Origin of the sequence: Rhizobium sp. GR12 (assembly GCF_036596185.1) — a bacterium.
In the GTDB taxonomy this organism is placed as follows: domain Bacteria; phylum Pseudomonadota; class Alphaproteobacteria; order Rhizobiales; family Rhizobiaceae; genus Agrobacterium; species Agrobacterium nepotum.
Window position 1 is genome coordinate 249,334 of the sequence record NZ_JASXTH010000001.1, and the last position, 26,253, is coordinate 275,586.

The following is a 26,253-nucleotide window of genomic DNA, read 5'->3' on the forward strand; positions in this document are numbered from 1 at the left end:
CAACTTCAGGTAAATATCAGGACACCCTTCGGATCGATACCGAAGCGCACTGCCGTGGTCTTGACGGGGGTGCGCTGCATCGTTCTGACGCGCAGGTCTGCCGGCAGGCCTGGCACAGTTATGCCAAGCTGTTCGATCTCGCCGAGGAAAACACGGCTCGATATTTCGCCTGCTATCCCCTCCTTCGCAGCGCTGTCCTCGATGATCGAAATCGCATTGGGGCGCACATAGGCGATGGCGGCAAGGCCTTCCGCCAGACCGGACGCATCACCCAGAGGCCCGAGCGGCGTTTCCACGCGCCCCTGCCTCACTCGGCCTTCGATCTTGTTGAAGGCGCAGAAAAAATCGGCGGCATAGCGGGTTTTGGGGTTGTCGTGGATTTCATAACCCGTGCCGCTCTGCACGATACGCCCGCGCTGCATCAGCACCACCCGGTCGCCTGCGGAAAGCGCCTCTTCCGGATCATGGGTGACCATGATTACCGTCGTGCCCAGTTGCCGCAGAATGCCCAGCGTTTCCTCGCGCACATTGTCGCGCAGTCCCCGGTCCAGATTGGAAAAGGGTTCGTCCATCAACAGCAGGCCGGGCTGCGGCGCAAGGGCGCGGGCAAGGGCCACGCGCTGCTGCTCCCCGCCCGAAAGCGTATGCGGGTAGCGCTTGGCCAACTCTTGCAGATGAACGTGTTCGATCATCTCCGCAGCGCGGCGGCGGGCCTCGGCCTTCGGCAGAGACCTCAGACCAAACATAACATTCTGTTCGACGGTGAGATGCGGAAAAAGCGCATAATCCTGAAAAACGAAGCCGATATTGCGCTTTTCCGGTTCAACGAAAACAGCAGACCCGGCAACGATCGCACCATTCAAGGAAACGCTGCCATGATCCGGCGTCTCCACGCCCGCGACGATGCGCAGCAAGGTCGACTTTCCGCAGCCGGACCGTCCCACCAGACAAATGATCTCGCCGCGTTCGACGGATAAGTCGATATCGGACAAAACATCGGTATCGCCGAATCTTTTGCCCACCGATTTCAGTTCAAGCGCTGCGCTGCCTGCCATTTCAAATCCTGCCTTGCCTTGCGAATTATGTTGATCGCTCAAATCAGGATTAAAGTCAAAAAGCCGGGCAAAATGCGGTTTCCCTTCACGAGGTTGCGAGATGTCGGGGCAGCAATATTGACGTTTACGTTAGAGTTAATTAGGCTTTGCCAATACGATGGACGTCCAGGGATTAGGCGTCTATCATTCGTCACCGGGGAGCAGGAGGAGCGGTCGATCCGGTGACGCCACAGGTGGTTTCCTCAATCCGGTTATTGTGCCGGTAAATGCGGGGAGCCTCCTGACGATCAGGCAGCTTAAAGCGCCCTTCACGCGTTCCATAGAACGTGCGGCGCGATACAGACTCTGGGAGGAGAAGCATGAGTGAATTGTCCCTGGGACATCCGGAAAATGTCAGCGTCCATAAACGCTGGCTGGCGTCCTATCCGCCGGGCGTACCTTCCGAGATCCCCGTATCCGCCTATACTTCCCTTGTCGAACTTCTCGAAAAGAGCTGCGCGCAATTTGCCGACAGAAAAGCCTTTTCCAGCATGGGAAAGTCCCTGACCTATCGGGAACTCGATATCGAAACCCGCGCGATCGCGGCCTGGCTGCAATCCAGAGGGCTGGAAAAGGGCGACCGGGTCGCCGTGATGATGCCGAATATCCTGCAGAACCCCGTCGCGGTTTACGGGATTTTGCGCGCTGGCATGATCGTGGTGAACGTCAATCCGCTCTATACGCCGCGCGAACTGGAACACCAGCTGAAGGATTCCGGTACAAAGGCGCTTTTCGTGCTGGAGAACTTCGCCCATGTGGCGCAGCAGGCGGTGCCGAAAACCGCCGTCCGGCACGTGGTCGTCGCGGCCATGGGCGATCTGCTCGGCCTCAAGGGACATATCGTCAATCTTGTGGTTCGCAAGGTGAAGAAGCTCGTACCCGCTTATGCTATCCCCGGCTCCATCAGTTTCAAAGCCGTACTGAAGGAAGGGCAGGAGCTTCCCCTGAAGCCTGCCAGCCTTAACGCACAGGACATCGCTTTCCTCCAATATACCGGTGGAACTACGGGTATTTCGAAAGGCGCGATCCTCACCCATGCCAATCTTCTGGCCAACAAGGCCCAGATCAGCCTCTGGCTGGACGCCGCCTTCAGCGGCCGAAAGGACCGTCCCGAGGTCCTCAACTTCATCTGCGCGCTGCCGCTCTGCCATATCTTTGCGCTGACGGTGAATTCGCTGATGGGCATTGCGCTGGGCGGCCACAACCTGCTGATCGCCAATCCGCGTGACATTCCCGGCTTCGTCAAGGAGCTGTCGCAGTTTCGACCGCATATTTTCCCCGGCATCAACACGCTGTTCAACGCAATGATGAACAACGAGGATTTCCGCAAGCTCGACCTGTCGTCGCTCATCCTCGTTCTCGGCGGCGGCATGGCGGTGCAGCGGCCGGTGGCCGAACGCTGGCTTTCGATGGTCGGTTGCCCGATCGCCGAAGGTTACGGACTGTCGGAAACCTCGCCCGTCGCCACCGTCAACCGGCTCGACGCCACGGAATTCAGCGGCACCATCGGCCTGCCGATTTCCTCGACGGAAATCGACATTCGCGACGAGGAAGGCAACAGCATGCCTTCCGGCGAAGTCGGCGAAATCTGCATTCGCGGACCGCAGGTGATGGCCGGCTATTGGCAGAGGCCGGACGAAACCGAGAAAGCGATGACGGCAGACGGCTTCTTCCGTTCCGGCGACATGGGTTTCATGGACGATGCCGGTTACACCAAGATCGTCGACCGCAAGAAGGACATGATCCTCGTTTCCGGTTTCAACGTCTATCCGAACGAGATCGAGGAAGTGGCCGCCAGCCATCCCGGCGTGCTGGAATGCGCGGCAATCGGCGTTCCCGACGAACATTCCGGCGAGACCGTCAAGCTTTTCGTCGTCAAGAAAGACCAGTCCCTGACGGAAGCGGAACTCAAGGCCTTCTGCGCCAAGAACCTGACCAACTACAAACGCCCGAAGATCATCGAATTCCGCACCGAGCTGCCGAAATCGAATGTCGGCAAGATTTTGCGGCGCGAATTGCGCAATCTGAACTGATTGTCTCAGGCAATGGGGAGAGCCGGGCGACCGGCTCTTTTCTTTTTGTCCCAGCCCCTCTCTTTTATCGAACTCGCCTTGATTTGGTCGCCTGAAAAAGAATAGTTTCCTCATCCTTCCAGGAAGCCGAGGAGCACAAGATGCAGGCCACCATCGAAAAACTGAAAGCAACGGCAAGCAGCACAGCCGCAACCGATCTGCGCGCCGCTTTTGCGGCCGACGACAAACGATTCAGCCGTTTCAGCGCGCAATTCGATGACCTGCTGATGGATTATTCCAAATGCGCGGTGAACGAGGAGATCGTGACGCTTCTCGAAAAGCTGGCGCGCGACGGCGGCGTCGAGGCCAAGCGTGAAGAGATGTTCTCGGGCAAGGCCATCAACTTCACCGAAGATCGTGCCGTGCTGCATACTGCGCTGCGCAACCGCTCCAATACGCCCGTTCTCGTTGACGGCAAGGATGTGATGCCGGATGTGAATGGCGTTCTCACCGCCATGGGCAAGTTCGCCGACGCCATCCGCTCCGGTTCACTGAAAGGCGCAACGGGCAAAAAAATCACCGACGTGATCAATATCGGTATCGGCGGCTCCGACCTCGGCCCCGTGATGGTGACGCTGGCGCTTGCCCCCTTCCATGATGGTCCGCGTGCGCATTTCGTTTCCAATATCGACGGCGCGCACATTGCCGACACGCTGAAGCTCGTCGACCCGGAAACCTCGCTCTTCATCGTCGCGTCGAAGACCTTCACCACCATCGAAACGATGACGAACGCCGCCACCGCGCGTCGCTTCATTGCCGAAAAGCTGGGTGAAGAGGCCGTAAAGCACCATTTCGCCGCCGTTTCGACGGCGTTGGAAAAGGTCGCCGCCTTCGGCATCGAAAGCGATCGCATCTTCGGTTTCTGGGACTGGGTGGGCGGACGTTATTCGATCTGGTCTGCCATCGGCCTGCCGCTGATGATCACCATCGGACCGGAAAATTTCGGCGAGTTTCTGGATGGCGCACACGCCATGGACAGGCACTTCCGCGAGGCGCCGATCCGCGAAAACCTGCCGATGCTGCTTGGCCTCATCGGTTTTTATCATCGCAACGTGCTGAACTATTCCACGCGGGCGATCCTGCCCTATGACCAGAGGCTGTCGCGTTTCCCCGCCTATCTGCAGCAGCTGGACATGGAATCGAACGGCAAGGGCGTCACCATCGACGGCACGCCCGTCGAAGGCCAGTCCGGCCCGGTCGTGTGGGGCGAACCCGGCACCAATGGCCAGCACGCCTTTTACCAGCTCATCCACCAGGGCACGAGCGTCATTCCGGCGGAATTCATGATCGCCGCCAACGGTTTCGAACCCGAGCTGCGCCACCAGCACCAGCTTCTCATCGCCAATTGCCTGGCGCAATCGGAAGCGCTGATGAAGGGCCGCACGCTTGCTGAAGCGAAAGCCCAGCTCACTTCCAAGGGCATGGAAGACAGCCAGGCCGATTTCATTGCGCCGCACCGCGTCTTCACCGGCAACCGTCCTTCGATCACCTTCGTCTACGACAAGCTGACGCCCTTTGCCCTCGGCCGCCTGATCGCCCTCTACGAACATCGCGTTTTCGTGGAAGGTGTGCTGTTCCGCATCAACTCTTTCGACCAGTGGGGCGTGGAGCTTGGCAAGGAACTCGCAACCGGCCTGCTTCCCGTCGTTGAAGGCAAGGAAAGTGCCGCAGGGCATGACAGTTCAACACAGGGACTGGTGAAGGCGCTGTCGGGACTGGCGGGGTAAATCCTCACCTCCGCAATCTTCTCCGGCTGCTAATAAAGCCACTTCCGTTATCCTCGGGCTCGACCCGAGGATAACGTCGCGTTTGAGGCGAAGTCACTCACACAAGCGCTTTGACTTTAAACCGGACGACCTTAAGGCGAAGCGGCCTCAAATATAAAGCGCCGCCATCTTGCGCCATGCACCTGCCCGATGAGCGCGGCCCTGCCAGACATGCAACTGATGGCTTACCTGCTTGTCCGACAAAACCCGGCTGAGATGTTGGTTGTTGTCCAGAAACGGATCGGCATCGCCGATGGTGAAAACCATGTCGATGCGGCGCAGGTTTTCGAGCCGCCAGGGGCAGGTCAGGCCCGGCAGAAAGTGGCTCGGCATGTGGAAATAGATGTCGTCGTCATAATAGCCGTCGAACAGGTCTCCGAAGGATTCCACCTTCATCGTCAGGTCGTAGCGGCCGGAAAAGGCGACAAGTTTCCGAAAGAGATGCGGATGCCGAAAGACGAGGCTGGCGGCTTGAAACGCCCCCAGGCTGCACCCCTGCACGATAGTATCACTATCCGGGTTCTTCTCTGCCATCAGCGGCAGTACTTCGCTCAGAATATAATCCTCGAAGGCGGCATGGCGGCGAATGCGCTCGGCCGGGTGCTGCCAGGTCGCATATAAAGTCTCTCTGGCCAGTCCCTCAATGCAATAGAGCTGAAGTTGACCGGCTTCCAGCTTGTCGGCCAGGCTACCGACAAGTCCCAGTTCCTCATATTCGAAGAAGCGCCCGTCGCGGGTGGGGAACATCAGCACCTTGGCGCCAGAATGACCGAATATTAACAGCTCCATGTCGCGATGAAGCCTTTGACTATACCAGCGGAGATATTCGCGTTTCATGGCACCTTGAAAAACTGTCTGACCTTGTCCTTGTGGACCGCATCTTGGGATGCGCTGTCAGCGTATTCGAAATGTCCCGCGTCTAGGATGAAGATTTCATTAAATTTTGAGTGCGGCAGGGCATTGGCCACCGCGAACTGGCACGGCGGCGCAACCGCCGGATCGAAAAGAGCCGGCGCGACCAGCATCGGCACTTTTATGCGGGACGCAGCACAGGCGGCGTCGAACAGGCGCAGCGTCTCGAGCACATTGGCATGGGTCTTCTGATAGGTTTGAACCGCATCAGCGCTGCCGACGGTAGGCAGCGTCAGCCAGAATGGCCGGTGTCCGAATGTCGGCACCACAAGATGGCCACGGTCGATGCGATTATCGAATGGGATCGCCAGGGCGCCGATGCCGCCGCCAAAGCTGATGCCGCTATAACCCACCTGCCCTTCCAGCCATGGATAGAGGGTAACGAGCGTGGAAACGGCGATCCACAGATCATCGACGCAGCCGCCGATGATATAATCGTCCTTCCTGTCGATGTTATAAAGAACATGAAGGGCCGGATCGGACGAAATCGGCGGGCAGGCGCTCAGCGAAAGCCCACGAAAGCAGGGAAACAGCACGGCCGTTTCTTCAACCGGCACATCGAAATCGGGCTCGCCGCGCCCGCCGTAACCATGACCGACGACAAGACCACGACGCACCTGCCCCTCACGCGGCAGAAGCATCCATCCGCCGATGCGGAAGCCACCGGTCGAGGTGTAGGTAATATCGAGGACGTGCCAGCGGGGATGGTTGAGCTTGCTTTTGCGCAACACCGGCCTCGGATCCGTGGCGAGCGCGCGGCGATAACGCTTCTTCCAGAAATCATCGAAGCCGGGTGGCGCTTCAGGCGGGGTAATGGCCAGCAGCTGCTCGCGCTGCATGCCATAGGTCGGGTCGAAATCGAAAGGATGGGTGGTCAGATCGCTCATGCGACGCTTGTTTCGTGAAAAACCGGCGGACACAAGCTTCTTGATATCCAAATAACGGTTTTTTACGGCTTTAGCGAGCGTGACGGGCAACCAGCCACCTATTCGAAAATGGCGCACACGCCCTGCTTACAACCCGATTTCATGCGCGAAAGGTGGATTTGCGCCAGCCCGCGAGACAGTGACCGCAGCAGCTTTCGCACCCAGCGCCAAAGCCTTTCTGATCTGCTCTTCCGTAAGCGAAGCAACCTGCGCCTTGGTCAGAAGGCCCTGCATTTTCAGCGAGGCCAGAATGCCGGCGTCGAATGTATCACCCGCGCCGACCGTATCGACGACCTCCACCCGCTCGGAAGCCACTTCCACCTTGAAATTGGCGGTGTAACCGACCGCACCCTTGGCGCCGCGGGTGACGACGACGAGTTTCGCGCCGTGATGCAGCCAGTGGCGGGCGAGCGTGTCCTCATCGCCTTCCAGGCCGAACCATTCGAGGTCTTCGTCGGAGAATTTCACGATATCCGACATCGCCGCCATACGGCGGATGCGGGCCATGTGCGACTGCTTGTCCTTGATAAAGCCGGGGCGGATATTCGGATCGAGCGAAATGACGCGGCTTTGATGCTCGCGCACCATCAGCGCCTCATAGGTGCTGCCGCAGGGTTCCGGAATGAGGCTGATCGCGCCGAAATGCAGCGCTTCGCAATCGGCCCCAAGCGCGGGAAGCTCCGCCTCGGAGATCATCCGGCCGGCGGTGTTTTCATCATAAAAGGCATAGGTGGCATGGCCATCCACCAGCTTGACGAAGGCGATGGTTGTCGGCCGCGAAAGCGTTGTACAATAGCTGAAATCGACGTTGCTCGCCCGCAGGGTTGTCCGCAGGATATCGCCCATCATGTCATCGGAAAGACCCGTAAAGAATGCGGACGGGACGCCGAGACGCCCCAGCGCAATTGCCGTGTTGAAGACCGCTCCGCCTGCATAGGGGGCAAAACCCGCCTCACCCAGCGTCGTCTGCCGGGGCAGCATGTCGATCAGGGCTTCACCACAACACAGGATCATTACGGTCCTCCTCAAACAGCAAATCAAATGGACTTAAATCGATTTAGACGAAGATCGATCGGAAGGCCAGCCACAAAGCCGGGCTAGCCATATCCGAAATCATGATTGCGGCAATTCGCTGACGCCGCCGTTCTTCGCCGACCATGGCAGCGGTTTGTCGAGGAAGGCTTCCACCTCCGACAGGGTCTTTTCATCGAACAGTTTTTCAACCCGGGCGACAGCCAGAACATCACGCCAGGTGGTCAGGTAATGCAGCTTGACATTGCCGTTGGTGAAGCGAGCTTCGGCCTCTTCGAAGATGCCGTAATAAAACAGCGCGATGCCGTGATCGACGATGCCGCCCGCCGCGCGGATGGCATCGATAAAGGTGAACATCGAGCCGCCGGCCGTCGTCAGATCCTCGATGACGAGAACGCGGGCGCCCTCCGGCATATGGCCTTCGATCTGGGCGTTGCGGCCGTGGCCTTTCGGCTTCTTGCGGCAGTAGATCATCGGCAGGCCAAGGCGCTCCGCAAGGAAAGCGGCGAAAGGAATGCCAGCGGTTTCACCGCCCGCCACGCAGTCGAATTTCTCGAAACCCGCCTCGCGCATCACCGCCGCCGCCGCAAAATCCATTGTCGCGGAGCGAATGCGCGGGAAGGAGATGAGCTTGCGCATGTCGATGTAAACAGGGCTCTTCATGCCTGAGGCGAAGGTGTAGGGGCTTTCGGAATTGAAGTGGACCGCCTTGATTTCCCACAACATCTTCGCAACCAGTTCCGCTACGACGGCGCGGTCAGTGAATGTGAAATGGTTCATGGGCGTTCTCCTTTTTCGGCCTTGGTTTATCGCTCCGAAAACCGCGATCGGTTTCGGAAAGCGCGACGTCTCGGTTCAGCATTGCAGATGTCCGCAGGCGGCACCGGAAATTATCGGCGGATGCCTGAAGACCATAACAAAACCGCCGGCAGTGCCGGCGGTTAAAAAATCAGCTTACATCCCAGTGCAGCGGGAACATCGGGTCGAATACGGTCACCGGCCCGGCGCCCGTCTCGATTTTTTCGGGAAACGACACCGCTTCCTCGCGCTTGACCAGCGTGATCGTCTCCTCATTCGGCGCCAGCCCGTACCAGGCGGGACCGTTGAGGGAGGCGAAGGCTTCCAGCCTGTCGAGAGCGTTTTCCTGCTCGAAGACGTGTGCCAGACAGCTCATGGTGTTGATCGAGGTGTAGATGCCGGCGCAGCCGCAGGCGCATTCCTTCAGCGGATCCACATGCGGGGCGGAATCCGTGCCGAGGAAGAAGCGGGCATCTCCCGAAGTTGCGGCTTCGCGCAGGGCCAGCCGGTGCTCCTCGCGCTTGGCGACGGGCAGGCAATAATAATGCGGCTTGATACCGCCGACCAGAATGGCATTGCGGTTGATGATGAGGTGGTGAGTGGTGATGGAGCCGGCTAGGTTGGCCTTGGACGACTTGATGTAGTCCACGCCGTCGCGGGTGGTGATGTGCTCCATCGTCACTTTCAGCTCAGGCAGGCGCTGGCGCAGAGGCTCCAGAACCGTGTCGATGAAAGCTTTCTCGCGGTCAAAAATATCGACTTCCGGCGTCGTCACCTCGCCATGCACGCAAAGCGGCAGGCCGATCTTCGCCATGCGCTCCAGAACCGGCATCGCCTTGTTGAAATCGCGCACGCCGCCGTGGGAATTCGTGGTCGCACCGGCCGGATAGAGCTTCACGGCGGTGATGAGACCGCTTTTCTTGCCCTCTTCCACATCGTCGGCCTGGGTGTCTTCGGTAAGATAAAGCGTCATCAGCGGTTCGAAACGATCGCCGGCCGGAATGGCCTTGACGATCCGCTCGCGATAGGCGCGGGCGTCAGCGCAGGTGACGACCGGCGGCACGAGGTTCGGCATGATGATGGCGCGGGCGAAATGGCGGCTCGTATCCCCGATCACGCCTTCCAGCATGGCGCCATCGCGCAGATGCAGATGCCAGTCATCAGGGCGGCGAAGGGTGAGCGACTTCATCGGGATACCTCGGAGCATGACGGAATTGGCGCCCGCTTAGCATCTTTCGTCGCAGGAAAACAGCCGCCGAGGGGCATCGGGCGGCTGTAAATGTCATTTTTTTGAAGCGAACCTCAGATGCCGCCCGCTTCCGGACCCCAGACATCCGTCATGGCAAACCCATCGGCAAAGGGATCGAAGGGATCGAGACCGACCTGGTGCAGTCCGAAGGTGAAACCGCGTCCGGCAATGGTGGGAATGACAGCCGGACGGCCCGCCACTTCGGTGACGGCGGAAAGGCCGACATCGAACTCCGAGCCGATAATAGAACGGGACTTGTATTCGTCTCCCACCTTCACCTTGCCGCGCGCGTAAAGCGTCGCAAGATTGGCGGAATTACCGGTGCCGCAGGGCGAGCGATCCGCCCGGCCCGGCCACATGGTGGTGCAGGTGCGGATGGAACCGTCCGCATCGACATCGCGAAACATCACATAGGCAACGCCGGAAATGGCGGAGATTTCCGGATGCACGACCGTCATTTCACGGTTGACCAGGTCTTTCAGGATCATGCCCGCCGCAACCAGCTTTGCCGCATTCGCCTTCTCGATGGTCAAGCCGATCTGGTGCACATCGACAAGCGCGTAAAAAATGCCGCCATAGGAGATGTCCATCGTCACCTTGCCCCATTCGGGCGTGTCGATAGTCACATCAAGCTCATGTACGAAGGACGGCACCATGGTCAGCTTGACCTTTTCGCAGCGCCCGTCGCGGCAGGTGGCCGTAGCCTTGACCAGACCGGCAGCCGTTTCAAGAATGATGACGGTTTCCGGTTCCTGCATCTCCACCATTCCGCTTTCCAGAAGCGCTGTCGTCGCACAGATGGAGTTCGATCCCGAACTGGCATGCGCCTGATCCGGCTGGAGTATGACGAAGGCGGCATGCGCGTCGGGATGCTTCGGCGGCAGGAGTAGATTGATCGACCCCATGGGCGTGCCGCGCGGTTCCAGTGTCAGGAAACGGCGCAGGGCTTCCCCTTGCGGATCGGTGTTCATCCAGTGAAGCTGCTCGGCGACAGTGTTGCCGGGAATTTTCGGCGCGCCACCGGTGACGACACGGCCGATTTCGCCTTCACAATGCACATCGAGAAGCTGCAGGGTGCGTTTCCAACGCATGGGGTCTTACTCCGGAAGTTGAGTTGTTGACCGATATTACAGATAAAAATACAAGCTGTATACAAATCTGCGAGAGCTGATAGCGAAAACCGCTTATGGTTTTCGCTATCAGCTCTCAATCATGATCTAGCGGCTGCGGCATTCCGCCCGGTTTCGATTGGCGGTCGCCTCGCAATTCAATCTCGACTGCTGAAGCGCCTGATCATCCACCACGGAGCCGGCGGTATCGCCCACCGATCCGACGGTGTTTTCGACGGAGCGGCCGAGCCGTTCGACCTGCCTGCCGTAATTTTCACGCGTGCGCGGATCGAACACTGCAATCGGCGCGCTGACCACGACGCTCGCCGCCGTTCCGACCGTTTGCGCAGCACCAATGCTGACCGCGCCCAGAGCTTCACCCAGACCGACATCGGAATCCGTCACCGTCTGGCCGGCGATGAGGCGGTCGCCGATCAGGCGTACAACCTCGGGGCTTTCGGCGAATTTGCCATGGTTCAGCCGGTCTCCCGATTGCAGTTTGGTCAGATCCAGCACGGTAATGCCGGCTTTTTCCAACTGGCTGCGATAGGGCTCGACCGATGGATCAATCTGGCCCAGCCGGTCGACATTGCCGGAGATGCGACGCGACAGGCTGAGCGCGCGGTCATCCTGCGAGACGAACAGCGTGAATTTCGGCGGCGTCTTGCCGAGGCTTGTGAACTGCCTGCTGAACACATCCACATCGAGATCTGGCGCGGCCAGAATGACATTGCCGATCTTCGGATCGATGCGGCCATTGCGGATGGCCATCTGGCGCAACGCTTCCACCGCAAGCCATGTGCCCATGGAGTGCGCCATGACGGTGACCTCGCCGATGGACTTGTCCTTTGCGAGACGGGTCAGCAGTTCCTCCAGCGCATCGCGCGAGTAGTTGGTGCTTTCCTTGTCGTAATTATAGTCGAAAATGCTGGCTCGCGATGGCCATGTGAAAACGACAGGCACGACATCCGTGCCGGAATCATAGACGATCTGGGCAAAGCGGTAGACCGAGTCTTCATAACGGTTGTTGAAACCGTGCACGAAAACCAGCACGCGGCGATCTTTCTGGATATGTCTGCTGATCCAGCTTTTCGTCTCCGCCTCGGAATGAATAGGCTCCACCGCCACCGTGGTGAAATCCTTCAGCGGGTTCGGCGGCAGCTTTTTCGGCCATTGCACTTGCCCGACCTTGCGGTTGGCCTTGGGCGGAATGGAGATGGTGACCGCATCGACCTTCAAACCCGTTCCGCGCTCGCCGCCGAAAAGCACGGCGGTATTTTCCGATGGCGCGCGGGTCGTGGCGACCAGAAGATTGACGGGAGTCGTCCCCGCCACGGTCTGCCCGGTCGGTGTCATGACCCCGATGGGACGCCCGCCGCAGCCGGCAAGCATGGCAACAATCGCGATCACGGCCACGAAGCGAATGGGCATCACATCATTCTCCTACAACCCAGAGGCAGCTGGATAGCGGCCGAAGGATAGGAATTTCTACCGGAGGCGGAACTGCCGCGCCAGCAACCATCGCGAAACGGTGGAGATTTCCGCCCCGGTGTGTCCAAACGGACCCAATTGTCAGGCTATGGGTCCGAGGAGATGCGATGTGATTTTTATCGTATCGTGGAAATCGCGCGCGATCAGGGGCCTTCACAAGCGGAAGCCTGACCGAGCACGGCCTGCCCCACTTCGGCATCATAGGCGCGCAAGCCGAACGCACCGAGGCTGATCACCCGGTAACAGGGGTTACCGCCCGTCCACAAGGGATCGATAACCGCGATATCGGTGATGAAACGGTGCGCGCAGGCCTGACCGGAACTATAGGCTATGCCTTCTGCACTGGTGCCCGCCATCGGAACATGAATGTGACCGAAAACAATATGGCGCACGCCGGCTTGATGAGCGGCGAGGCGACGCATGATCGCGCCATCATCATGCATGCCGATGTTTTCGAAATGCCGGATACCGCAATCCATCGGCGGGTGGTGAATGAAAACCGTCACCGGCAGGTCGCCGGCACCTTCAAGCGCGCTGTCCAGCCATGTCAGACGATCCGCCCCGTAGATGCCGCCGATGACATCTGCCCCATGGCTGTCGAGAAACAGCAGGCGGCCGAATTCGGTATCGATAAAGGACTGGATATAGCCGTTTTCGTCCCGTGGCTGTTCGGGAAAAGCCGCCACGAATTCCGGGCGGCGGTCGTGGTTGCCGAGCATGAGGCGCATGGGCAAGGATACGGGCGCGAGAATGTCGCGCAGCAGCTCGTAGGCCTCCGGCTCACCGTAATTGCAAAGATCGCCCGTCATGACAAGAAGATCGGCGTCGGCGTGTTTTTCGACAATATCTGATATCGCCGCGCGCAGCTGCTTTTCGGGGTCCACGCCGTTTATCGCGATGCCCGGCGGCAGAAGATGGGTGTCGGTGATCTGGATGATCTTCATTGTCGGTCTTTCTGCGCAAAATGGCTGCGGGAACGAATTTCCCCGCAGCCTTTTCGATGGTTTCGCTTATTTCAGCAAGGCGTTGGTCTGCTCGACGATCTGCTTGAGACCGGCTTCCGGCGTCACTTCACCGCGCATGACGGTGCCGATGATGTCGCGCTGCGTGCGCCAGATGCGGACGGAATCGCCACCCGGATAACCGGCCCAGGGCAGAGAACGGTCAGCCTGAAGCGACGCGGTCTTCACATTCGGGTTCTCGACGTAATAGGGCGCGAGGAAGTCCGGACCGGTGGCCAGCTTGTTGGTCGGCAGGTAACCGGTGATGCGAACGATGGTGTTCTGCGCCTCGGGGCCGGTGATCCACTTCAGGTATTTCCAGGCAGCATCCTGCTTGGTCTTTTCCTGCGTCAGGATAACGGCAGAGTTACCGCCGGTCGGCACGCCGCCCTTTTCCTTGTTGTCGAGCGGGAAGGTCGCCGTCTTCAGCTTGAAGCGGTCGCCAACCAGACCGGTGATGGTCTGGACGTGGGCCGGGGTGGAGAAGATGAAGCCGGTGAGGCCTGCACCGAACTGCTGGCGCGACTGATCCCAGTCGAGCAGGTTCTGGCCGCCTTCGGTGACGAACTGGCGAGCCATCTTCAGCGCGTTGAGGCCGATTTCATTGTCAAAGGCAACCGTCTTGGTCTTTTCGTCAACGAGCTTGCCGCCCTGCTCGTAAATGAACGCCTGCCACAACCAGTCATCCGGCCAGCCGTTGATGTCGTAGCTCATGCCTGCGAACTTCGGGTCGAGAGCCTTGATCTTCTTGGCAAGAGCAATGAGTTCCGGGAAGGTCGTCGGCATCTTGTCCGGATCGCCGCCGGCCTTGGTGACGAGGTCGGAGTTGATATAGATGATCGGTGAGGACGCATTGACCGGCAGGCCGTACTGCTTGCCGTCGATCTGGCCGAGTGCCGCCATCTTCGGGCTGTAGTTCTTGTCGAGGAACGCCTGACCGCCTTCAGCCTGAATGAACGGGCCGAGATCGGTGATCTGGTTGCGCGGTGCAAGCGTGTGCACCAGTTCCGCCGTCAGGTTGTAACCCGAGAAATAGACGTCCGGCAGATTGCCGGTGACGGCGGAGCGCAGCACCTGCTGCTGGCCTTCGTTATAACCTGCGGCCGGAGCGAGGAAGTTGATCTTCACATCAGGGTTTTTCTTCATGAACTCATCGGCCAGTGGCTGATGGAATTTCGTGAAGCCCGGCAGGTTGTAGAGAACGTTGAGCGTGATTTCGTTGGCGAGAACCGGCGTTGCGAGGCCTGCAAAGGCCACGCCGAGTGCCAGACCGCCCATCAGAGCGCGTCGGTTGATTTTCATGTCATTCTCCAAAGGGTTGGGAGGAGGAGTTCGAACGACGTCACTTGACGCCGGTCATGGTAATACCGGCGATGAAATGCCGCCGTGCGAGGAGGAAGCACAGCACCATTGGCGCGGTAATCAGTGTCGCGCCCGCCATCAGCGCACCGTAATTGGCGCCGGATTCGACATCCGCGAAGAGCATCATGCCGAGCGGCGGCGGGGCCAGATTGGTGTCGGAGACCACGATCATCGGCCAATAAAGGTCGTTCCAGTGGGCAACGAGCGAGAAGATCGAGAAAGCGGCGAGCGAGGGCAGCGAGCCGCGCAGCACCAGTCCCCAGCAAATCTCCATTTCCGAAAAACCATCCATGCGGGCCGCCTCGATGATTTCGTCCGGGTAGCTGCGGAAGGACTGGTTGAACAGGAAGATGGCGAAGACCGAGAGGAAGAACGGCATCATCATCGCAAAATAGGTGTTCAACAGTTCCGTCTTCGCCAGACCGACGAAAAGCGGCAGGGCAAGCGCCTGAATGGGAACGCAAAGTGCCGCGATGACCAGACCCAGCAGCAGCTTGCGACCCGGAAACCTGAGCTTCGCCAGCGCATAGGCTGCGGGAACCGATGTCAGGACCTGCACGACGAGGATGCCGACGCAGACGATGACGCCGTTCAGCATGAAACGCGCCATCGGCACCTGGCCCGTTGCCCGGGTATAGTTTTCGACGGCATCGAATTTCGCGAGGATCGGCCAGAGAGAAACGTCGAATATTTCCGCCGGCGAGCGGATCGATGTCAACATCATCCAGTAGAACGGCAGGAGCATCACGAAAGCGCCGAGCGCCAGCACGAGATGCGGGAGATATTTACGGAGCGCGGCCATCAGTAGTGCACCTTCCGGTCCATATGCAGCGTCTGGCCGATCGACAGGATCAGCACGATGACGAGGAAGATCACCGTCAGCGCGGCGGCATAACCGGTGTTGGAATATTCGAATCCCTCAAGATAGAGATCGAAAAGCAGTGTTTCGGAGCCGAAGCGACCCTTGGTCAGCACCGCGACCGTCTCGAACACCTTGAAGGCCGAGATGGAGGTGGTGACCACCACGAACATCGTCGTCGGCCCCAGCATCGGCCAGGTCACCGTCAAAAAACGGTCGACCGGGTTTTTCGCCCCGTCCAGCCTCACGGCCTCATGCAGATCCTTCGAAATGGCGGTGAGGCCGGCGAGGAACAGCACCATGTTGAAGCCCAGAACCTGCCAGACACCCATCAGCGCCATGGTGGGAATGAGGAGAACGGGGTTGGAAAGGAACGCGACAGGCTCGAAGCCGAACCACTTGATCGCCGCATTCACCGGGCCGAGCGAAGGGTGCAGCAGGAATTGCCACACGGTCGCCATGGCAACGAGCGTTGCGGTGACGGGAAGAAAATAGGCCACTTCCCAAAAGGCGCGGCTGCGCTTGCGGTTATAAACGAGCAGGGCCACACCGAGCGCCAGAAACACGCCCAGGGGAATGACGATGGCCGCATAGATGGCCGTATTCGCCAGTGCACGCAGGAAGACGGGGTCGTGAAAAGCCTTGACGAAATTGCCGAGACCCACAAAGCGGGTGGAGAGCGCGCCAAGCTTGTAATCGGTGACGGAAAAACCGGCCAGAACGAGTATGGGAACGATATAGATCGCCAAAAGCAACAGGCTCGCCGGCGCCGCGAACATCAGCCCCCGCCAGATCATCCGCCGATCCGCTTTCGACAGGCGCGGGCGAACTTTTGCGCGCGCAGCCGGGGAAAAATCAACCGCCGTCATGCCGGCACCATTTCACGCACGGTCGTCTTGCGGCGCAGGCCGTCTGCGGCGAAGAGATGCACGCGCTCCGGCGCAAAGCCGAGGTTCATCATGCCGTTCTCGTCCGCGCCCAACGCCTCCCCGGCGGTCTGACGCAGGGTGATGGTCACCGTCTCGTCGCTCAGAAGGCGGCAGCTCACGAAACGGTCCGCACCGTGGGTTTCGCTGCGGGTTATCCGCACCGCGAAACCTTCGATACCTAGACGCAAATCCTCGGCGCGAATGCCGAGCGTCGCTGGACCGACATCGCGACCCGAGGCCGCGACACCAAGATCGCGCCCAAAAGCCGTGACCTTACCCTCAGCATCGAGTTCCACCGGCAGCAGGTTGATCGATGGCGTGCCGATAAAGCGCGCAACCGTCAGTGTCGCCGGTTTCCGGTAAAGTTCATCCGGCGTGCCGAGCTGCTCGATGCGACCTTCCGACATCAGCGCGATGCGGTCCGACATGGTCATGGCCTCGATCTGGTCGTGGGTGACGTAGATGAAGGTCGCGCCCAGCCGCCGGTGCAGCCCGGCAAGCTCCTCACGCATATGGGCGCGAAGCTTGGCGTCGAGGTTTGAGAGCGGCTCATCCATCAGGAATGCAGCGGGCGAACGCACCAGCGCCCGGGCAAGCGCCACGCGCTGACGCTGGCCACCGGAAAGCTGCGCCGGTTTACGATCCAGCAGATGCGCGATCTGCAGGGTCTCGGCCGCCTGTTCGACAGCGGCATCGATCTCACGCAGCGTATCGGCCGGCGCCGCCATCCGTCCGATCAGCGGCAGCCGTGCGACGAAGGGCAGACGCCGCATCCGAAGCGGTGTCGCGATATTCTGGCGCACGTTCATATGCGGGTAAAGTGCGTAGGACTGGAACACCATCGCCAGATTACGGTCGCTCGGATCGATCTCCGTCACATCCTGACCGCCGATCGTGACCGAACCGCGATCCGGCGTTTCCAGCCCAGCGATGATGCGCAACAGCGTGGACTTGCCGCAGCCAGACATGCCGACGAGGGACAAAAACTCTCCGGGACGGATGGAGAGATCGATCTCTTTCAGAACATCGTCGGCCCCAAAGCCTTTACCGATGCCCGAAAGCTCAAGTGATTGTGGCGTCATTCTGCGCTCCTTTTTCTGAAGCGCATATGCTTATATTGTATGACAATATGACGAAGGTTTGCAGAAAGTTCGGTGACACCGGAAAGCCCGGTAATCTCGGCTCATCGCCGGGCCTTGTGGCATAGACCTCCATCGAAGACGTCTAATATTAAGGGCATGCTCCAAATATCCGGACCCGGATTTATCGACTAAACCGGCCTGGCTGCACCGGAGCATCCGGCATTCTAACCGGCAGCCAGAATCACATGCGCCTGAATTTTGGCGGCAACCTCGCCGCTGCCATACCGCGCTTCAATTGCGGATGCGGCGCAGTCCGTCGCCTCCTCCAGTTTTCCCGGCGCTCTGGCTTCGATTTCGGTCCGAAGAACAGTTCCCTGACAATAGGCGACAGCCGGAATGCGCGGCGACGGGGCACGGCTTTGCGCCGATATCGTCTCGATCACCACGCGGGAAAACCCGGCACTTTCCAGCTCGCTACGTATCAACACCTTATCGTGGTAGCCGTGCGGGGTGCGCACCATGAAACGCGGCGGATCCTCAGGGAACATGCGTGCAAGGGCGTTCGTCACCTCATTCGCGAAGTGATTTTCTTCGATGCTATCCCACACGTTGAATAAATAATGTCCGCCGGGCTTCAGCACCCTCTTCGCTTCGCGATAGGCGGACAAGCGGTCGGTGAAGAACATCGCGCCGAACTGGCAGAAAACGAGATCGAAAGTCGCATTTTCAAACGGCAAGGTCTGAGCATCTGCCTGACGCCACTGGATGCGACTATCCGGCGCCTGTCGCGATGCCGCAAAGTCGAGCATCGGCTGGTTGAGATCGGTCACGACATAGTTGGCAGCAGGCGACAATCCGGGTGCCAGTTCGCGGGTAACGACCCCGGTGCCTGCGGCGATTTCCAGAACATCGACCGGCATCAATGCCGCCGCCCGCCGCGCCAGGTCCCGGGCGAATGGCTCGAAAATCAACGGCACCATATATCGGTCGTAGTTTTCCGGGATAGACCCGGCAAACACCTTGTCCGTTTCCAACATGGCTTTCACCTGCGGTCATCGAATGACCCGGTGACCTTAGCACATTTTCGGGAAGTGCGGAATCTGTCCGGCCTTGCGGACCTTATTCCAATGCCGATAACGCCCGTGCTGCACAGCGTGACAAAATGGCGGCTGGCGCGGGGCGTATCACTATATTTTTATGAGAAGAGAAATGGCGCACCCGAAGAGATTCGAACTCCTGACCCCCAGATTCGTAGTCTGGTGCTCTATCCAGCTGAGCTACGGGTGCGTGCCGTTCCGGTCGTTTCCGGTGGCGTGGCGATCCTCTAAAACGTCCTCATTCCGATTGCAAGTGATTTCGCTTCGAAATTGTCATTTTTCCGCAGCAATTCACGTATCCTATTGATTATACTAGTAATTCCAAAGAGGCCGTTTTCGAGGGGTCGTATGTGGCGCATAATCCGGCGGGTGTGGCGATCGCCCCGAACTGTCTCCGGTCCGAATTTTCAGGCGGTTCTGGCCGCATGCACGGAAGCGGCGCGGTCGGCGATCTCAATGCGGAACTGCGTGCCGGGACCGGGTTTTTCGACAAGCGCGATCGTGCCGCCATGGGCAAGCACCAGTTCCCGCGCAATAACGAGCCCGAGGCCTGTGCCGCCGGAACGGGCCGATCCCCTGAAGGCGGAAAACAGATTCTCTTTCGCCTTACGCGGCATGCCCGGCCCGTTGTCGTCTATGACGATGCTGACAACGCTGCCGGCCCTCTGGGCCGAAATCGAAAGATACCGTGGCGTGGTATTCGTCGCGTCGGACTGCAGGGCCTGAACGGCATTGCGACAGAGATTGTGGATCACCCGGAAAAGCTGCTCGGCATCCGCATCGACAGTGAGATCGGCGGGCACACTGTCCTGAAACTCAATGCCGCTTTCAGGCTCCAGCGCCAGAATGTCGCGCACATCCCGCACCAGATTGCTCAAGTGAACCGTCTTGCGTTTCGGCGCGCCCTCCGTCGCCTGCCCATAGGCCAGAACCTCGCTTGTGTAGGCGACGGCGCGGTCGATCGTGCGCAGCAGTTTCGGTGCAAAGCTCCGGACCATCGGATCCTTGGCATCCACCAGCCGGTCCGACATGAGCTGCGCGGATGACAGGATATTGCGCATGTCATGGTTGATCTTCGAAACCGCCAGACCGAGATCCACGAGGTTCTTCTGTTGCCGCAGGGTTTTCTGCAACTCGGTCTGCATGTCGGAAAGGTGTCGGCCGGCGACAGCCAGCTCGTCGCTCCCTTCCTCCGGCACGAAAATCCGCTCGGGATTGCCCGGCTCCTCGGAAAAACGCTGCATGCCGAGCGTCAGGCGGCGTATGGGCCGGATCATGATGCGGTTGATGGAAACAAAGATAAGACCAGCGGTCACAAGCGACAGGACGATGGAGATCAGGAAAACGTTGCGGGCATAAGCGAGCATCGCCGCCCGCAGCTTGTTTTCACCCAGCACCAGTTCGATGATGGTGTCGCTGTCGCCGACGACATCGAACACGCGGATGACGCGATTGCCACCGAACAGCAATGTGGAAAAAGCGTCCCGTACCGCAGCCAGTTGCGAAACATCGGAAAGATCATATTGCTCATCGACCCCGGGCGGCGTTTCCGCCACGGCGAGCAGGCGCGACGTGCCGTCCTTGCGCAGCGCGATAAGCTTCGCTCCGGTGGCCATCAGCGTGTCGTTCTGCACGCTTCGCGGCAATTCTGCTTGCAGGCCATCGATCACCGCGCCGGCGGCGGCGGCCGTGTTCAGGCGGTCCCGCAGCCATGAAAGGCGCATATTGGCGACCGAAGGCACGAAGATCAGCACTTCGGCAATCATCACGAAAATGACGGTGAGCAACAGCAGACGCCCCGAAAGGCCCCCGGTCAATCCCGGCACACAGTGCACCGGATTGTTCTCCGTGCCGTCCAAGCTGTCTACGCCTTTAGAAAACACCGGGCTCTGATCCTGTATGCGCGCCGCCGCTTCGGTGGAACGGCTCGGTTTATATGCAAGCACGATAATAGGACCTAACAGATATTTTTCCAATGCGTTGCAAAACAAACAGCTTCAACGTCGGAAAAACAAACGCCGCCCGGGAGGGGCGGCGTTTGACGTAAAACCGGTGGCCAGTGAAACCGGAGACGGGTCTCAGAACTCCTGCCAGTCCCCGTTCGCCGACGCTGCGGCCGGCTGGGCATTGAGGGCACGGCTGACGCTGTTCATCAATTTGCGGGCGGGAGAGGCGACAGCCGCTGCCCTGCCGGACACCGCCACGGGCCGCAGCGGCTGCTCAGCGCGGGAGCGGATCTGAGCATCCTCGGCGCCGACCTTGAAGCGCGACACCAGCGTCACGAGATGGCCCGCCTCGCCGCTCAGCCTATGGGTCGCGGCCGATGTCTCCTCGACCATGGCGGCATTGCGTTGCGTCACCTGGTCCATCTGGTTGATCGCCGTGTTGACTTCGTGCAACCCGGTGGATTGTTCCCTCGCTGCCGTGGCAATCGAGTGGATGTGCTCGTTGATCGCCAGAACACGCGTTTCGATCTCGCTCAACGCGCTGCCGGTTCTTTGAACCAGCGACACGCCGCGGCCGACCTCTTCGCCGGATTTGGTGATCAGCGCCTTGATGTCCTTTGCAGCCGTTGCGGAGCGTTGCGCCAGTTCGCGCACTTCCTGTGCGACGACGGCGAAGCCCTTGCCCGCATCGCCCGCACGGGCCGCCTCGACGCCCGCATTCAACGCCAGAAGGTTGGTCTGGAAGGCGATCTCGTCAATGACATTGATGATCTGGCTGATTTCCCGCGAGGCTTTTTCTATGCGGTCCATCGCGGAGACGGCGTCACGCACGACATTGGCGGATTCTTCCGTCTTCTGCTTGGTCTCGGCAACCATCGTGCTGGCTTCCTGCGCGCGGTCCGTGGAATTGCGAACGACGGCGGTGATTTCGTCCAGCGCGGCGGAGGTTTCCTCCAGCGCAGCGGCCTGCTGTTCCGTCCGCTTCGACAGGTCGTCGGCTGCCGAGCGCAATTCGTTGGCGTTGCCGCTGATGCCTTCGGTGCTGCTGCGCACCTCCCGCATCGTCTCCCGCAGCTTGGTCAGCGTCTGGTTGACGTTCGCCTGGAGTTCGGCGAACACACCGCGAAACTCGCCGTCCATCTTTTCCGTCAGATCGCCCCGCGCCAGACCTTCGATGACGCGGCTGGTCTCGGAGACGCCATTGTCCACGCCGGTCAACAAGGCATTGATCGTCTCGGCAAAACGATTGAGGTTCTCGTCGCCGTAGTCCTTGTTGATACGGCGGCTGAAATCGCCCTGGGCCGCAGCGTCGACGACGACGGCCATGCCGGCCTGCAGATCGTCGCTCTTGGCGCGCATTGCGGTTTCCTGCGCATTCATGCGGCGCACCTCACGGCCGTTCTTCTTGAAGACCTCGACAGCCGCCGCCATTTCGCCGATTTCATCGTTACGGCCGAGATAAGGCACGTCCGCGTCCAGATTTCCGTCCGCTACGGCGTTCATGACTTCCGAAACGTTGCGGATGGGCGCACTCAGCTGCCGCGCCCCGATGTAGAGGCCGAATGCCGCGCCGGCCAATATGCCGCTGCCGGTGACAATGATAACCAGCCAGAAGGTGGTCGTCACAAAACCGGCAATGCCCGCCTTGACGGTGGCAAGCTCGGCAATGTCGTTTTTCACGACGGCGTCGATTTCCGCCTGATAGGCTTTCCGGTTGGCCCGGTTCGCATCGTTGTTACCCTGCTGGTTGGCCGCCTGCGGGCTGACTTCCCGGGCAAGCCGCGCCGTTTCCAAACGGAAGGCCTTGAATTCCTTGAAGCGGCTGGAGAGATTGTCGAAGGCCGCCTTCTGTTCCGCCGGAACGAGAGGGGTCCAGGTAGCGATCAGCTTTTCCATGCCGTCGAGGTTCTTCACGATGCCATCAGCGAAAGGCGCCGCCTTTTCCATATCGGCGGCGGCGTAGACACCGCGCGCCTCCATCACGACCGCAGTAACGAGACGGTTGAGCGCTTCGCCCTTGTAGGCGCGCTCCGCCGCTTTTTCGTATCCGGCCGTGCGCGCCTGGAACTCGCTGACCGCATATATGGACAGACCACCGATGGTACAGGCCACAAGGCTCATCAGCCCGACAAGAAGATTGATACGACCGCGAATTCTCAACTTCGTTCCCCCAAAAAGCCAGCGGCACGGTGAAAAAAGGGAAGCTGGCATAACTTTTCCCATGACAACATTTATCAATGCTGCGTTAAGAAAGAATTTCAGATTTTATCGATCGCGCGCCGGAATGCGCTCGCGCCGCCCATGCGCGAAGCCGATTTCATGGCGCTTCCGCAAAAGGTGAACCGCGAAAACCCCTTCGGCAATTGACTTTGCTCGGCCTATGCCCTTATAAGCCGCGCACGCTCGGCCATTAAAAAGCTCGCCCAGGCGGGGTTAGCCGTGCAAAAAACGAAACGCTCTTGCAAAATAGTTGCAAATTCAAGAAGGGCCGCACACCGCGGTATTAAATAAATGTCGAAGCGTACATTCCAGCCATCCAAGCTTGTTCGCAAGCGTCGTCATGGTTTCCGTGCCCGTATGGCTACTGCCGGCGGTCGCAAAGTTCTCGCAGCCCGCCGTGCGCGCGGCCGCGCAAGTCTGTCGGCTTAATTGCCGTCTCTGTGGCCCGATGAAAGTCGCGGGCACATGAGTAAGACAAAAAAACTGCCCGGCCGGCTTAAAAACCGGTCGGATTTTCTTGCCGTTCAGACGGGGGAAAAGCGGCGGGGAGGCACCTTTCTTCTGGAAGTCCTCGACCGGAAAACCCCGGAAACCGAACCTCGGGTCGGTTTTACCGTAACGAAAAGACAAGGTAACGCGGTCGAGCGAAATCGCATGCGCCGCCGTCTCAAGGAAGCCGTCAGGCTTTGTGCCGGATTCGCAATGAAGCCCGGCCATGACTATGTGATTGTCGCCCGCAGGGACGTGCTCGAGACGGCCTTCCCGAAACTTCAGTCTCTCCTTACCGAGCGAATTGAAGGAACGGCGAAACCGAAACGGTCCCAGGAGACCCGCTCCAGGAAAGAATGATGGAAAAGAACCGCAATTACTTCATCGCGATAGCCCTTTCGGTTGTCATCGTCCTCGCCTGGCAATTCCTTTACATGAATCCGCGCATCGATCAGCAGCGCCGCGCCGAAGAGGCCCGCCAGGCGCAGCAGCAGACGACGCAGCAACAGCAGGCACCGGGTGCCGCACCCGGCGTGACCGTCGACGGCGCACCGCCTGCCTCCTCCACGCAGGCCGCCGCCACGGCGACGCGTGAAGAAGCGATTGCAAAAAGCCAGCGCGTCGCCATCGACACCAACGCCATTGCCGGATCGATCAATCTGACCGGCGCCCGTTTCGACGACATCCGGCTCAAGGGCTACCATGAGACCGTTGATGACTCGAGCCCGATCATCACGCTGTTCTCGCCCTCCGATACCAAGGACGGCTATTTCACCGAACTCGGTTATGTCGGCGGCGCCGATGCTGGCAGCGTTCCCGGTCCTTCGACGGTATGGACGCTCGCAAGCGGCGACAAGCTGACGGAAACCACGCCGGTCACCCTGACCTACACCAACCAGAACGGCGTCGTTTTCTCCCGTACCGTTTCGATTGACCAGCACTACATGATCTCGGTCAATGACAAGGTCGAGAACCCCGGACAGACACCCGTCTCCTTCGCCACCTATGGCCGCGTGACGCGTAACAACAAGCCGGCGATACCGCCCGTTTTCGTTATCCACGAAGGTTTCCTCGGCGTTTCGGGCAAAGACGGAAGCCTGACGGAAGAGAAATACAAGAACATCGAAGAAGCACCGGTAACGGTCGCGAAGGCGACCGGCGGCTGGCTCGGCATCACCGACAAATATTGGGCCGCGGCTATCGTTCCGCCGCAGACGACGCCGTTCGAAACCCGCTACTCGCATATCACGGGCAATCAGCCGAGCTACCAGGCCGATTTCAAGAGCGACACGATGACGGTCGAACCCGGCCAGTCCATCGAACTGAAGAGCCTTGTCTTCGCCGGCGCCAAGGAAGTGCCGCTCGTCGATCGTTATGAAACCGAATATTCCATTCCGAAGTTCGACCTCCTGATCGACTGGGGCTGGTTCTACTTCATCACCAAGCCGATGTTCAAAATGATGGATTTCTTCTTCCGTTATTTTGGCAACTTCGGCCTGGCCATCCTGCTTACCACCATCGTCGTGAAGCTTCTGTTCTTCCCGCTCGCCAGCAAGCAATATGCGTCCATGGCGAACATGAAGCGCATGCAGCCGAAGATGGAGGAGCTGAAGGCCAAGCATGGCGACGACCGCATGGCCATGCAGCAGGCGATGATGCAGCTCTACAAGGAAGAGAAGATCAACCCGGTGGCCGGCTGCTGGCCGATGCTGCTGCAGATCCCGGTCTTCTTCGCGCTCTATAAGGTCATCTACGTCACCATCGAAATGCGGCATGCGCCGTTCTTCGGCTGGATTCACGATCTTTCCGCGCCCGATCCGACGTCGCTGTTCAACCTGTTCGGCCTTCTGCCCTACGACGTGCCGCACTTCCTGATGATCGGCGTCTGGCCGCTCGTCATGGGCGTCACCATGTTCCTGCAGATGCGCATGAACCCGACACCGCCCGATCCGACGCAGGCGATGATCTTCACCTGGATGCCGCTGATCTTCACCTTCATGCTGGCTTCCTTCCCGGCAGGTCTGGTCATCTACTGGGCATGGAACAACACACTGTCGATCTCTCAGCAGGCCCTCATCATGAAGCGCCACGGCGCCAAGATCGAATTGTTCGATAATATAAAAGGGCTGTTCAAACGAAAGCCGGTGCAATCGAAATGAGTGAAACCGGTCCGGCAACCGAAAAGCCCCTGTTCGGGCGACCCTGGATATTCATTCGCGGTGTTCCCGCGATGAAATTCCTGCCGCCCGAAGGCCCGCCGGAGATTGCCTTCGCCGGACGTTCGAATGTCGGCAAGTCCTCGCTTATCAATGCGCTGGTGGGTCACAAGGGACTTGCCCGCACATCCAACACGCCCGGACGCACGCAGGAACTGAACTATTTCGTTCCTGAAGGTTATTCCGGCGAGGCGGGCGACCTGCCGCCGATGGCGCTGGTCGACATGCCGGGTTACGGCTATGCGCAGGCGCCCAAGGACCACGTCGACGCCTGGACGAAGCTGGTCTTCGACTATCTTCGCGGCCGCGCGACGTTGAAGCGCGTTTACGTGCTGATCGATTCCCGCCACGGCATAAAACCGAACGACGAGGAGGTTCTGAGCCTGCTCGACAAGGCGGCCGTATCCTATCAGGTCGTTCTGACGAAGACGGACAAGATCAAGGATGTGGGCGTTCCCCGCGTGATCAGCGAAACGCTGGAGAAAATCCGCAAGCGTCCCGCCGCCTATCCGGAAGTTCTGGCCACTTCCTCGGAAAAAGCCTTCGGGCTGGATAGCCTGCGCGCCGAGATCGTGCGGACGGTCTCCCTCTAAGAGGCCGCCG

The 26,253-nt window shown here is 59.5% G+C and carries 22 protein-coding genes and 1 tRNA gene; 6 read left to right on the plus strand and 17 right to left on the minus strand.

What is annotated here, in order from left to right; genetic code table 11:
* Window positions 1-5: 5 nt before the first annotated feature.
* Entirely contained in the window at window positions 6-1,055 is a 1,050-nt protein-coding gene (locus QSK43_RS01190; protein WP_332302000.1) for an ABC transporter ATP-binding protein, read from the minus strand.
* A gap of 359 nt (window positions 1,056-1,414) precedes the next feature.
* On the opposite strand from QSK43_RS01190, the gene QSK43_RS01195 reads away from it, so the two are divergent.
* Both QSK43_RS01195 and pgi read left to right on the plus strand, forming a co-directional pair.
* Window positions 1,415-3,127, plus strand: coding sequence for a long-chain fatty acid--CoA ligase (locus QSK43_RS01195; protein ID WP_332302001.1), 1,713 nt, complete (start codon window positions 1,415-1,417; stop codon window positions 3,125-3,127).
* 140 nt (window positions 3,128-3,267) lie between these two features.
* Window positions 3,268-4,893: a glucose-6-phosphate isomerase gene (gene pgi, locus QSK43_RS01200; protein WP_332302002.1), complete on the plus strand. Its 1,626-nt coding sequence runs from the start codon at window positions 3,268-3,270 to the stop codon at window positions 4,891-4,893.
* 147 nt (window positions 4,894-5,040) lie between these two features.
* On the opposite strand, the gene QSK43_RS01205 is transcribed toward pgi, so the two are convergent.
* The 16 genes from QSK43_RS01205 to QSK43_RS01280 all read right to left on the minus strand — a co-directional run bounded on the left by QSK43_RS01205 (window position 5,041) and on the right by QSK43_RS01280 (window position 22,885).
* Complete coding sequence (locus QSK43_RS01205; protein WP_332302003.1) at window positions 5,041-5,769, minus strand: esterase family protein; 729 nt, start codon at window positions 5,767-5,769, stop codon at window positions 5,041-5,043.
* Entirely contained in the window at window positions 5,766-6,731 is a 966-nt protein-coding gene (locus QSK43_RS01210) for an acetylxylan esterase (protein ID WP_332302004.1), read from the minus strand. Before QSK43_RS01210 ends, QSK43_RS01205 begins: the two co-directional genes overlap by 4 nt.
* A 126-nt stretch (window positions 6,732-6,857) precedes the next feature.
* A complete protein-coding gene (locus tag QSK43_RS01215) occupies window positions 6,858-7,784 on the minus strand; it encodes a carbohydrate kinase family protein (protein ID WP_332302005.1) in 927 nt (308 codons plus the stop codon).
* A gap of 99 nt (window positions 7,785-7,883) precedes the next feature.
* On the minus strand, window positions 7,884-8,582 hold the full coding sequence (locus QSK43_RS01220) for an orotate phosphoribosyltransferase (protein WP_332302006.1): 699 nt from the start codon (window positions 8,580-8,582) through the stop codon (window positions 7,884-7,886).
* A gap of 169 nt (window positions 8,583-8,751) precedes the next feature.
* Window positions 8,752-9,789 (minus strand): dihydroorotase, encoded by a 1,038-nt coding sequence (gene pyrC / locus QSK43_RS01225; protein ID WP_332302007.1) that lies wholly within the window; start codon window positions 9,787-9,789, stop codon window positions 8,752-8,754.
* Window positions 9,790-9,902: 113 nt separating this feature from the next.
* Window positions 9,903-10,940 (minus strand): 4-hydroxyproline epimerase, encoded by a 1,038-nt coding sequence (locus QSK43_RS01230; protein WP_332302008.1) that lies wholly within the window; start codon window positions 10,938-10,940, stop codon window positions 9,903-9,905.
* Window positions 10,941-11,066: 126 nt separating this feature from the next.
* Entirely contained in the window at window positions 11,067-12,389 is a 1,323-nt protein-coding gene (locus tag QSK43_RS01235; protein ID WP_332302009.1) for an alpha/beta hydrolase, read from the minus strand.
* 203 nt (window positions 12,390-12,592) lie between these two features.
* Window positions 12,593-13,393 carry a phosphodiesterase gene (locus QSK43_RS01240; RefSeq protein ID WP_332302010.1) on the minus strand — a complete coding sequence of 267 codons (801 nt, stop codon included), beginning with the start codon at window positions 13,391-13,393 and terminating at the stop codon, window positions 12,593-12,595.
* Between the two features lie 66 nt (window positions 13,394-13,459).
* Entirely contained in the window at window positions 13,460-14,752 is a 1,293-nt protein-coding gene (locus QSK43_RS01245) for an ABC transporter substrate-binding protein (RefSeq protein ID WP_332302011.1), read from the minus strand.
* A gap of 40 nt (window positions 14,753-14,792) precedes the next feature.
* Window positions 14,793-15,614 (minus strand): carbohydrate ABC transporter permease, encoded by an 822-nt coding sequence (locus tag QSK43_RS01250; RefSeq protein ID WP_332302012.1) that lies wholly within the window; start codon window positions 15,612-15,614, stop codon window positions 14,793-14,795.
* The gene (locus QSK43_RS01255; RefSeq protein WP_332302013.1) at window positions 15,614-16,540 is read right to left on the minus strand and encodes a carbohydrate ABC transporter permease; all 927 of its coding nucleotides are present in this window, start codon (window positions 16,538-16,540) and stop codon (window positions 15,614-15,616) included. Before QSK43_RS01255 ends, QSK43_RS01250 begins: the two co-directional genes overlap by 1 nt.
* Complete coding sequence (locus tag QSK43_RS01260) at window positions 16,537-17,682, minus strand: ABC transporter ATP-binding protein (RefSeq protein ID WP_332302014.1); 1,146 nt, start codon at window positions 17,680-17,682, stop codon at window positions 16,537-16,539. The genes QSK43_RS01255 and QSK43_RS01260 overlap by 4 nt, the downstream gene beginning before the upstream one ends.
* A 224-nt stretch (window positions 17,683-17,906) precedes the next feature.
* The gene (locus QSK43_RS01265) at window positions 17,907-18,719 is read right to left on the minus strand and encodes a class I SAM-dependent methyltransferase (RefSeq protein ID WP_332302015.1); all 813 of its coding nucleotides are present in this window, start codon (window positions 18,717-18,719) and stop codon (window positions 17,907-17,909) included.
* A gap of 173 nt (window positions 18,720-18,892) precedes the next feature.
* Window positions 18,893-18,969 (minus strand) — tRNA-Arg (locus tag QSK43_RS01270).
* A gap of 217 nt (window positions 18,970-19,186) precedes the next feature.
* On the minus strand, window positions 19,187-20,605 hold the full coding sequence (locus QSK43_RS01275) for a sensor histidine kinase (RefSeq protein WP_052679705.1): 1,419 nt from the start codon (window positions 20,603-20,605) through the stop codon (window positions 19,187-19,189).
* Window positions 20,606-20,857: 252 nt separating this feature from the next.
* The gene (locus QSK43_RS01280) at window positions 20,858-22,885 is read right to left on the minus strand and encodes a methyl-accepting chemotaxis protein (RefSeq protein WP_332302016.1); all 2,028 of its coding nucleotides are present in this window, start codon (window positions 22,883-22,885) and stop codon (window positions 20,858-20,860) included.
* A gap of 351 nt (window positions 22,886-23,236) precedes the next feature.
* Here QSK43_RS01280 and rpmH point away from each other — a divergent pair, with 351 nt between their 5' ends.
* From rpmH to yihA, 4 genes are read left to right on the plus strand one after another with little or no spacing between them, the layout of a single operon-like run.
* The gene (rpmH, locus tag QSK43_RS01285; RefSeq protein WP_013635393.1) at window positions 23,237-23,374 is read left to right on the plus strand and encodes a 50S ribosomal protein L34; all 138 of its coding nucleotides are present in this window, start codon (window positions 23,237-23,239) and stop codon (window positions 23,372-23,374) included.
* 36 nt (window positions 23,375-23,410) lie between these two features.
* A complete protein-coding gene (rnpA, locus tag QSK43_RS01290) occupies window positions 23,411-23,794 on the plus strand; it encodes a ribonuclease P protein component (RefSeq protein WP_332302017.1) in 384 nt (127 codons plus the stop codon).
* Entirely contained in the window at window positions 23,791-25,593 is a 1,803-nt protein-coding gene (yidC, locus tag QSK43_RS01295) for a membrane protein insertase YidC (protein ID WP_200893644.1), read from the plus strand. Before rnpA ends, yidC begins: the two co-directional genes overlap by 4 nt.
* Window positions 25,590-26,243 carry a ribosome biogenesis GTP-binding protein YihA/YsxC gene (gene yihA, locus QSK43_RS01300; protein ID WP_045022161.1) on the plus strand — a complete coding sequence of 218 codons (654 nt, stop codon included), beginning with the start codon at window positions 25,590-25,592 and terminating at the stop codon, window positions 26,241-26,243. The genes yidC and yihA overlap by 4 nt, the downstream gene beginning before the upstream one ends.
* The last annotated feature ends 10 nt before the right edge of the window (window positions 26,244-26,253 follow it).

What these genes read in the sequence shown, in the direction of transcription:
- rpmH (WP_013635393.1), top strand. Translation starts at nt 23,237, where the DNA reads ATGTCGAAGCGTACATTCCAGCCATCCAAGCTTGTTCGCAAGCGTCGT.
- yidC (WP_200893644.1), top strand. Translation starts at nt 23,791, where the DNA reads ATGATGGAAAAGAACCGCAATTACTTCATCGCGATAGCCCTTTCGGTT.
- QSK43_RS01215 (WP_332302005.1), bottom strand. Translation starts at nt 7,784, where the DNA reads ATGATCCTGTGTTGTGGTGAAGCCCTGATCGACATGCTGCCCCGGCAG.
- pgi (WP_332302002.1), top strand. Translation starts at nt 3,268, where the DNA reads ATGCAGGCCACCATCGAAAAACTGAAAGCAACGGCAAGCAGCACAGCC.
- QSK43_RS01265 (WP_332302015.1), bottom strand. Translation starts at nt 18,719, where the DNA reads ATGTTGGAAACGGACAAGGTGTTTGCCGGGTCTATCCCGGAAAACTAC.
- QSK43_RS01235 (WP_332302009.1), bottom strand. Translation starts at nt 12,389, where the DNA reads ATGCCCATTCGCTTCGTGGCCGTGATCGCGATTGTTGCCATGCTTGCC.
- QSK43_RS01240 (WP_332302010.1), bottom strand. Translation starts at nt 13,393, where the DNA reads ATGAAGATCATCCAGATCACCGACACCCATCTTCTGCCGCCGGGCATC.
- QSK43_RS01255 (WP_332302013.1), bottom strand. Translation starts at nt 16,540, where the DNA reads ATGACGGCGGTTGATTTTTCCCCGGCTGCGCGCGCAAAAGTTCGCCCG.
- QSK43_RS01210 (WP_332302004.1), bottom strand. Translation starts at nt 6,731, where the DNA reads ATGAGCGATCTGACCACCCATCCTTTCGATTTCGACCCGACCTATGGC.
- rnpA (WP_332302017.1), top strand. Translation starts at nt 23,411, where the DNA reads ATGAGTAAGACAAAAAAACTGCCCGGCCGGCTTAAAAACCGGTCGGAT.
- QSK43_RS01195 (WP_332302001.1), top strand. Translation starts at nt 1,415, where the DNA reads ATGAGTGAATTGTCCCTGGGACATCCGGAAAATGTCAGCGTCCATAAA.
- QSK43_RS01230 (WP_332302008.1), bottom strand. Translation starts at nt 10,940, where the DNA reads ATGCGTTGGAAACGCACCCTGCAGCTTCTCGATGTGCATTGTGAAGGC.
- QSK43_RS01245 (WP_332302011.1), bottom strand. Translation starts at nt 14,752, where the DNA reads ATGAAAATCAACCGACGCGCTCTGATGGGCGGTCTGGCACTCGGCGTG.
- yihA (WP_045022161.1), top strand. Translation starts at nt 25,590, where the DNA reads ATGAGTGAAACCGGTCCGGCAACCGAAAAGCCCCTGTTCGGGCGACCC.
- QSK43_RS01205 (WP_332302003.1), bottom strand. Translation starts at nt 5,769, where the DNA reads ATGAAACGCGAATATCTCCGCTGGTATAGTCAAAGGCTTCATCGCGAC.
- QSK43_RS01220 (WP_332302006.1), bottom strand. Translation starts at nt 8,582, where the DNA reads ATGAACCATTTCACATTCACTGACCGCGCCGTCGTAGCGGAACTGGTT.
- QSK43_RS01190 (WP_332302000.1), bottom strand. Translation starts at nt 1,055, where the DNA reads ATGGCAGGCAGCGCAGCGCTTGAACTGAAATCGGTGGGCAAAAGATTC.
- QSK43_RS01250 (WP_332302012.1), bottom strand. Translation starts at nt 15,614, where the DNA reads ATGGCCGCGCTCCGTAAATATCTCCCGCATCTCGTGCTGGCGCTCGGC.
- pyrC (WP_332302007.1), bottom strand. Translation starts at nt 9,789, where the DNA reads ATGAAGTCGCTCACCCTTCGCCGCCCTGATGACTGGCATCTGCATCTG.
- QSK43_RS01260 (WP_332302014.1), bottom strand. Translation starts at nt 17,682, where the DNA reads ATGACGCCACAATCACTTGAGCTTTCGGGCATCGGTAAAGGCTTTGGG.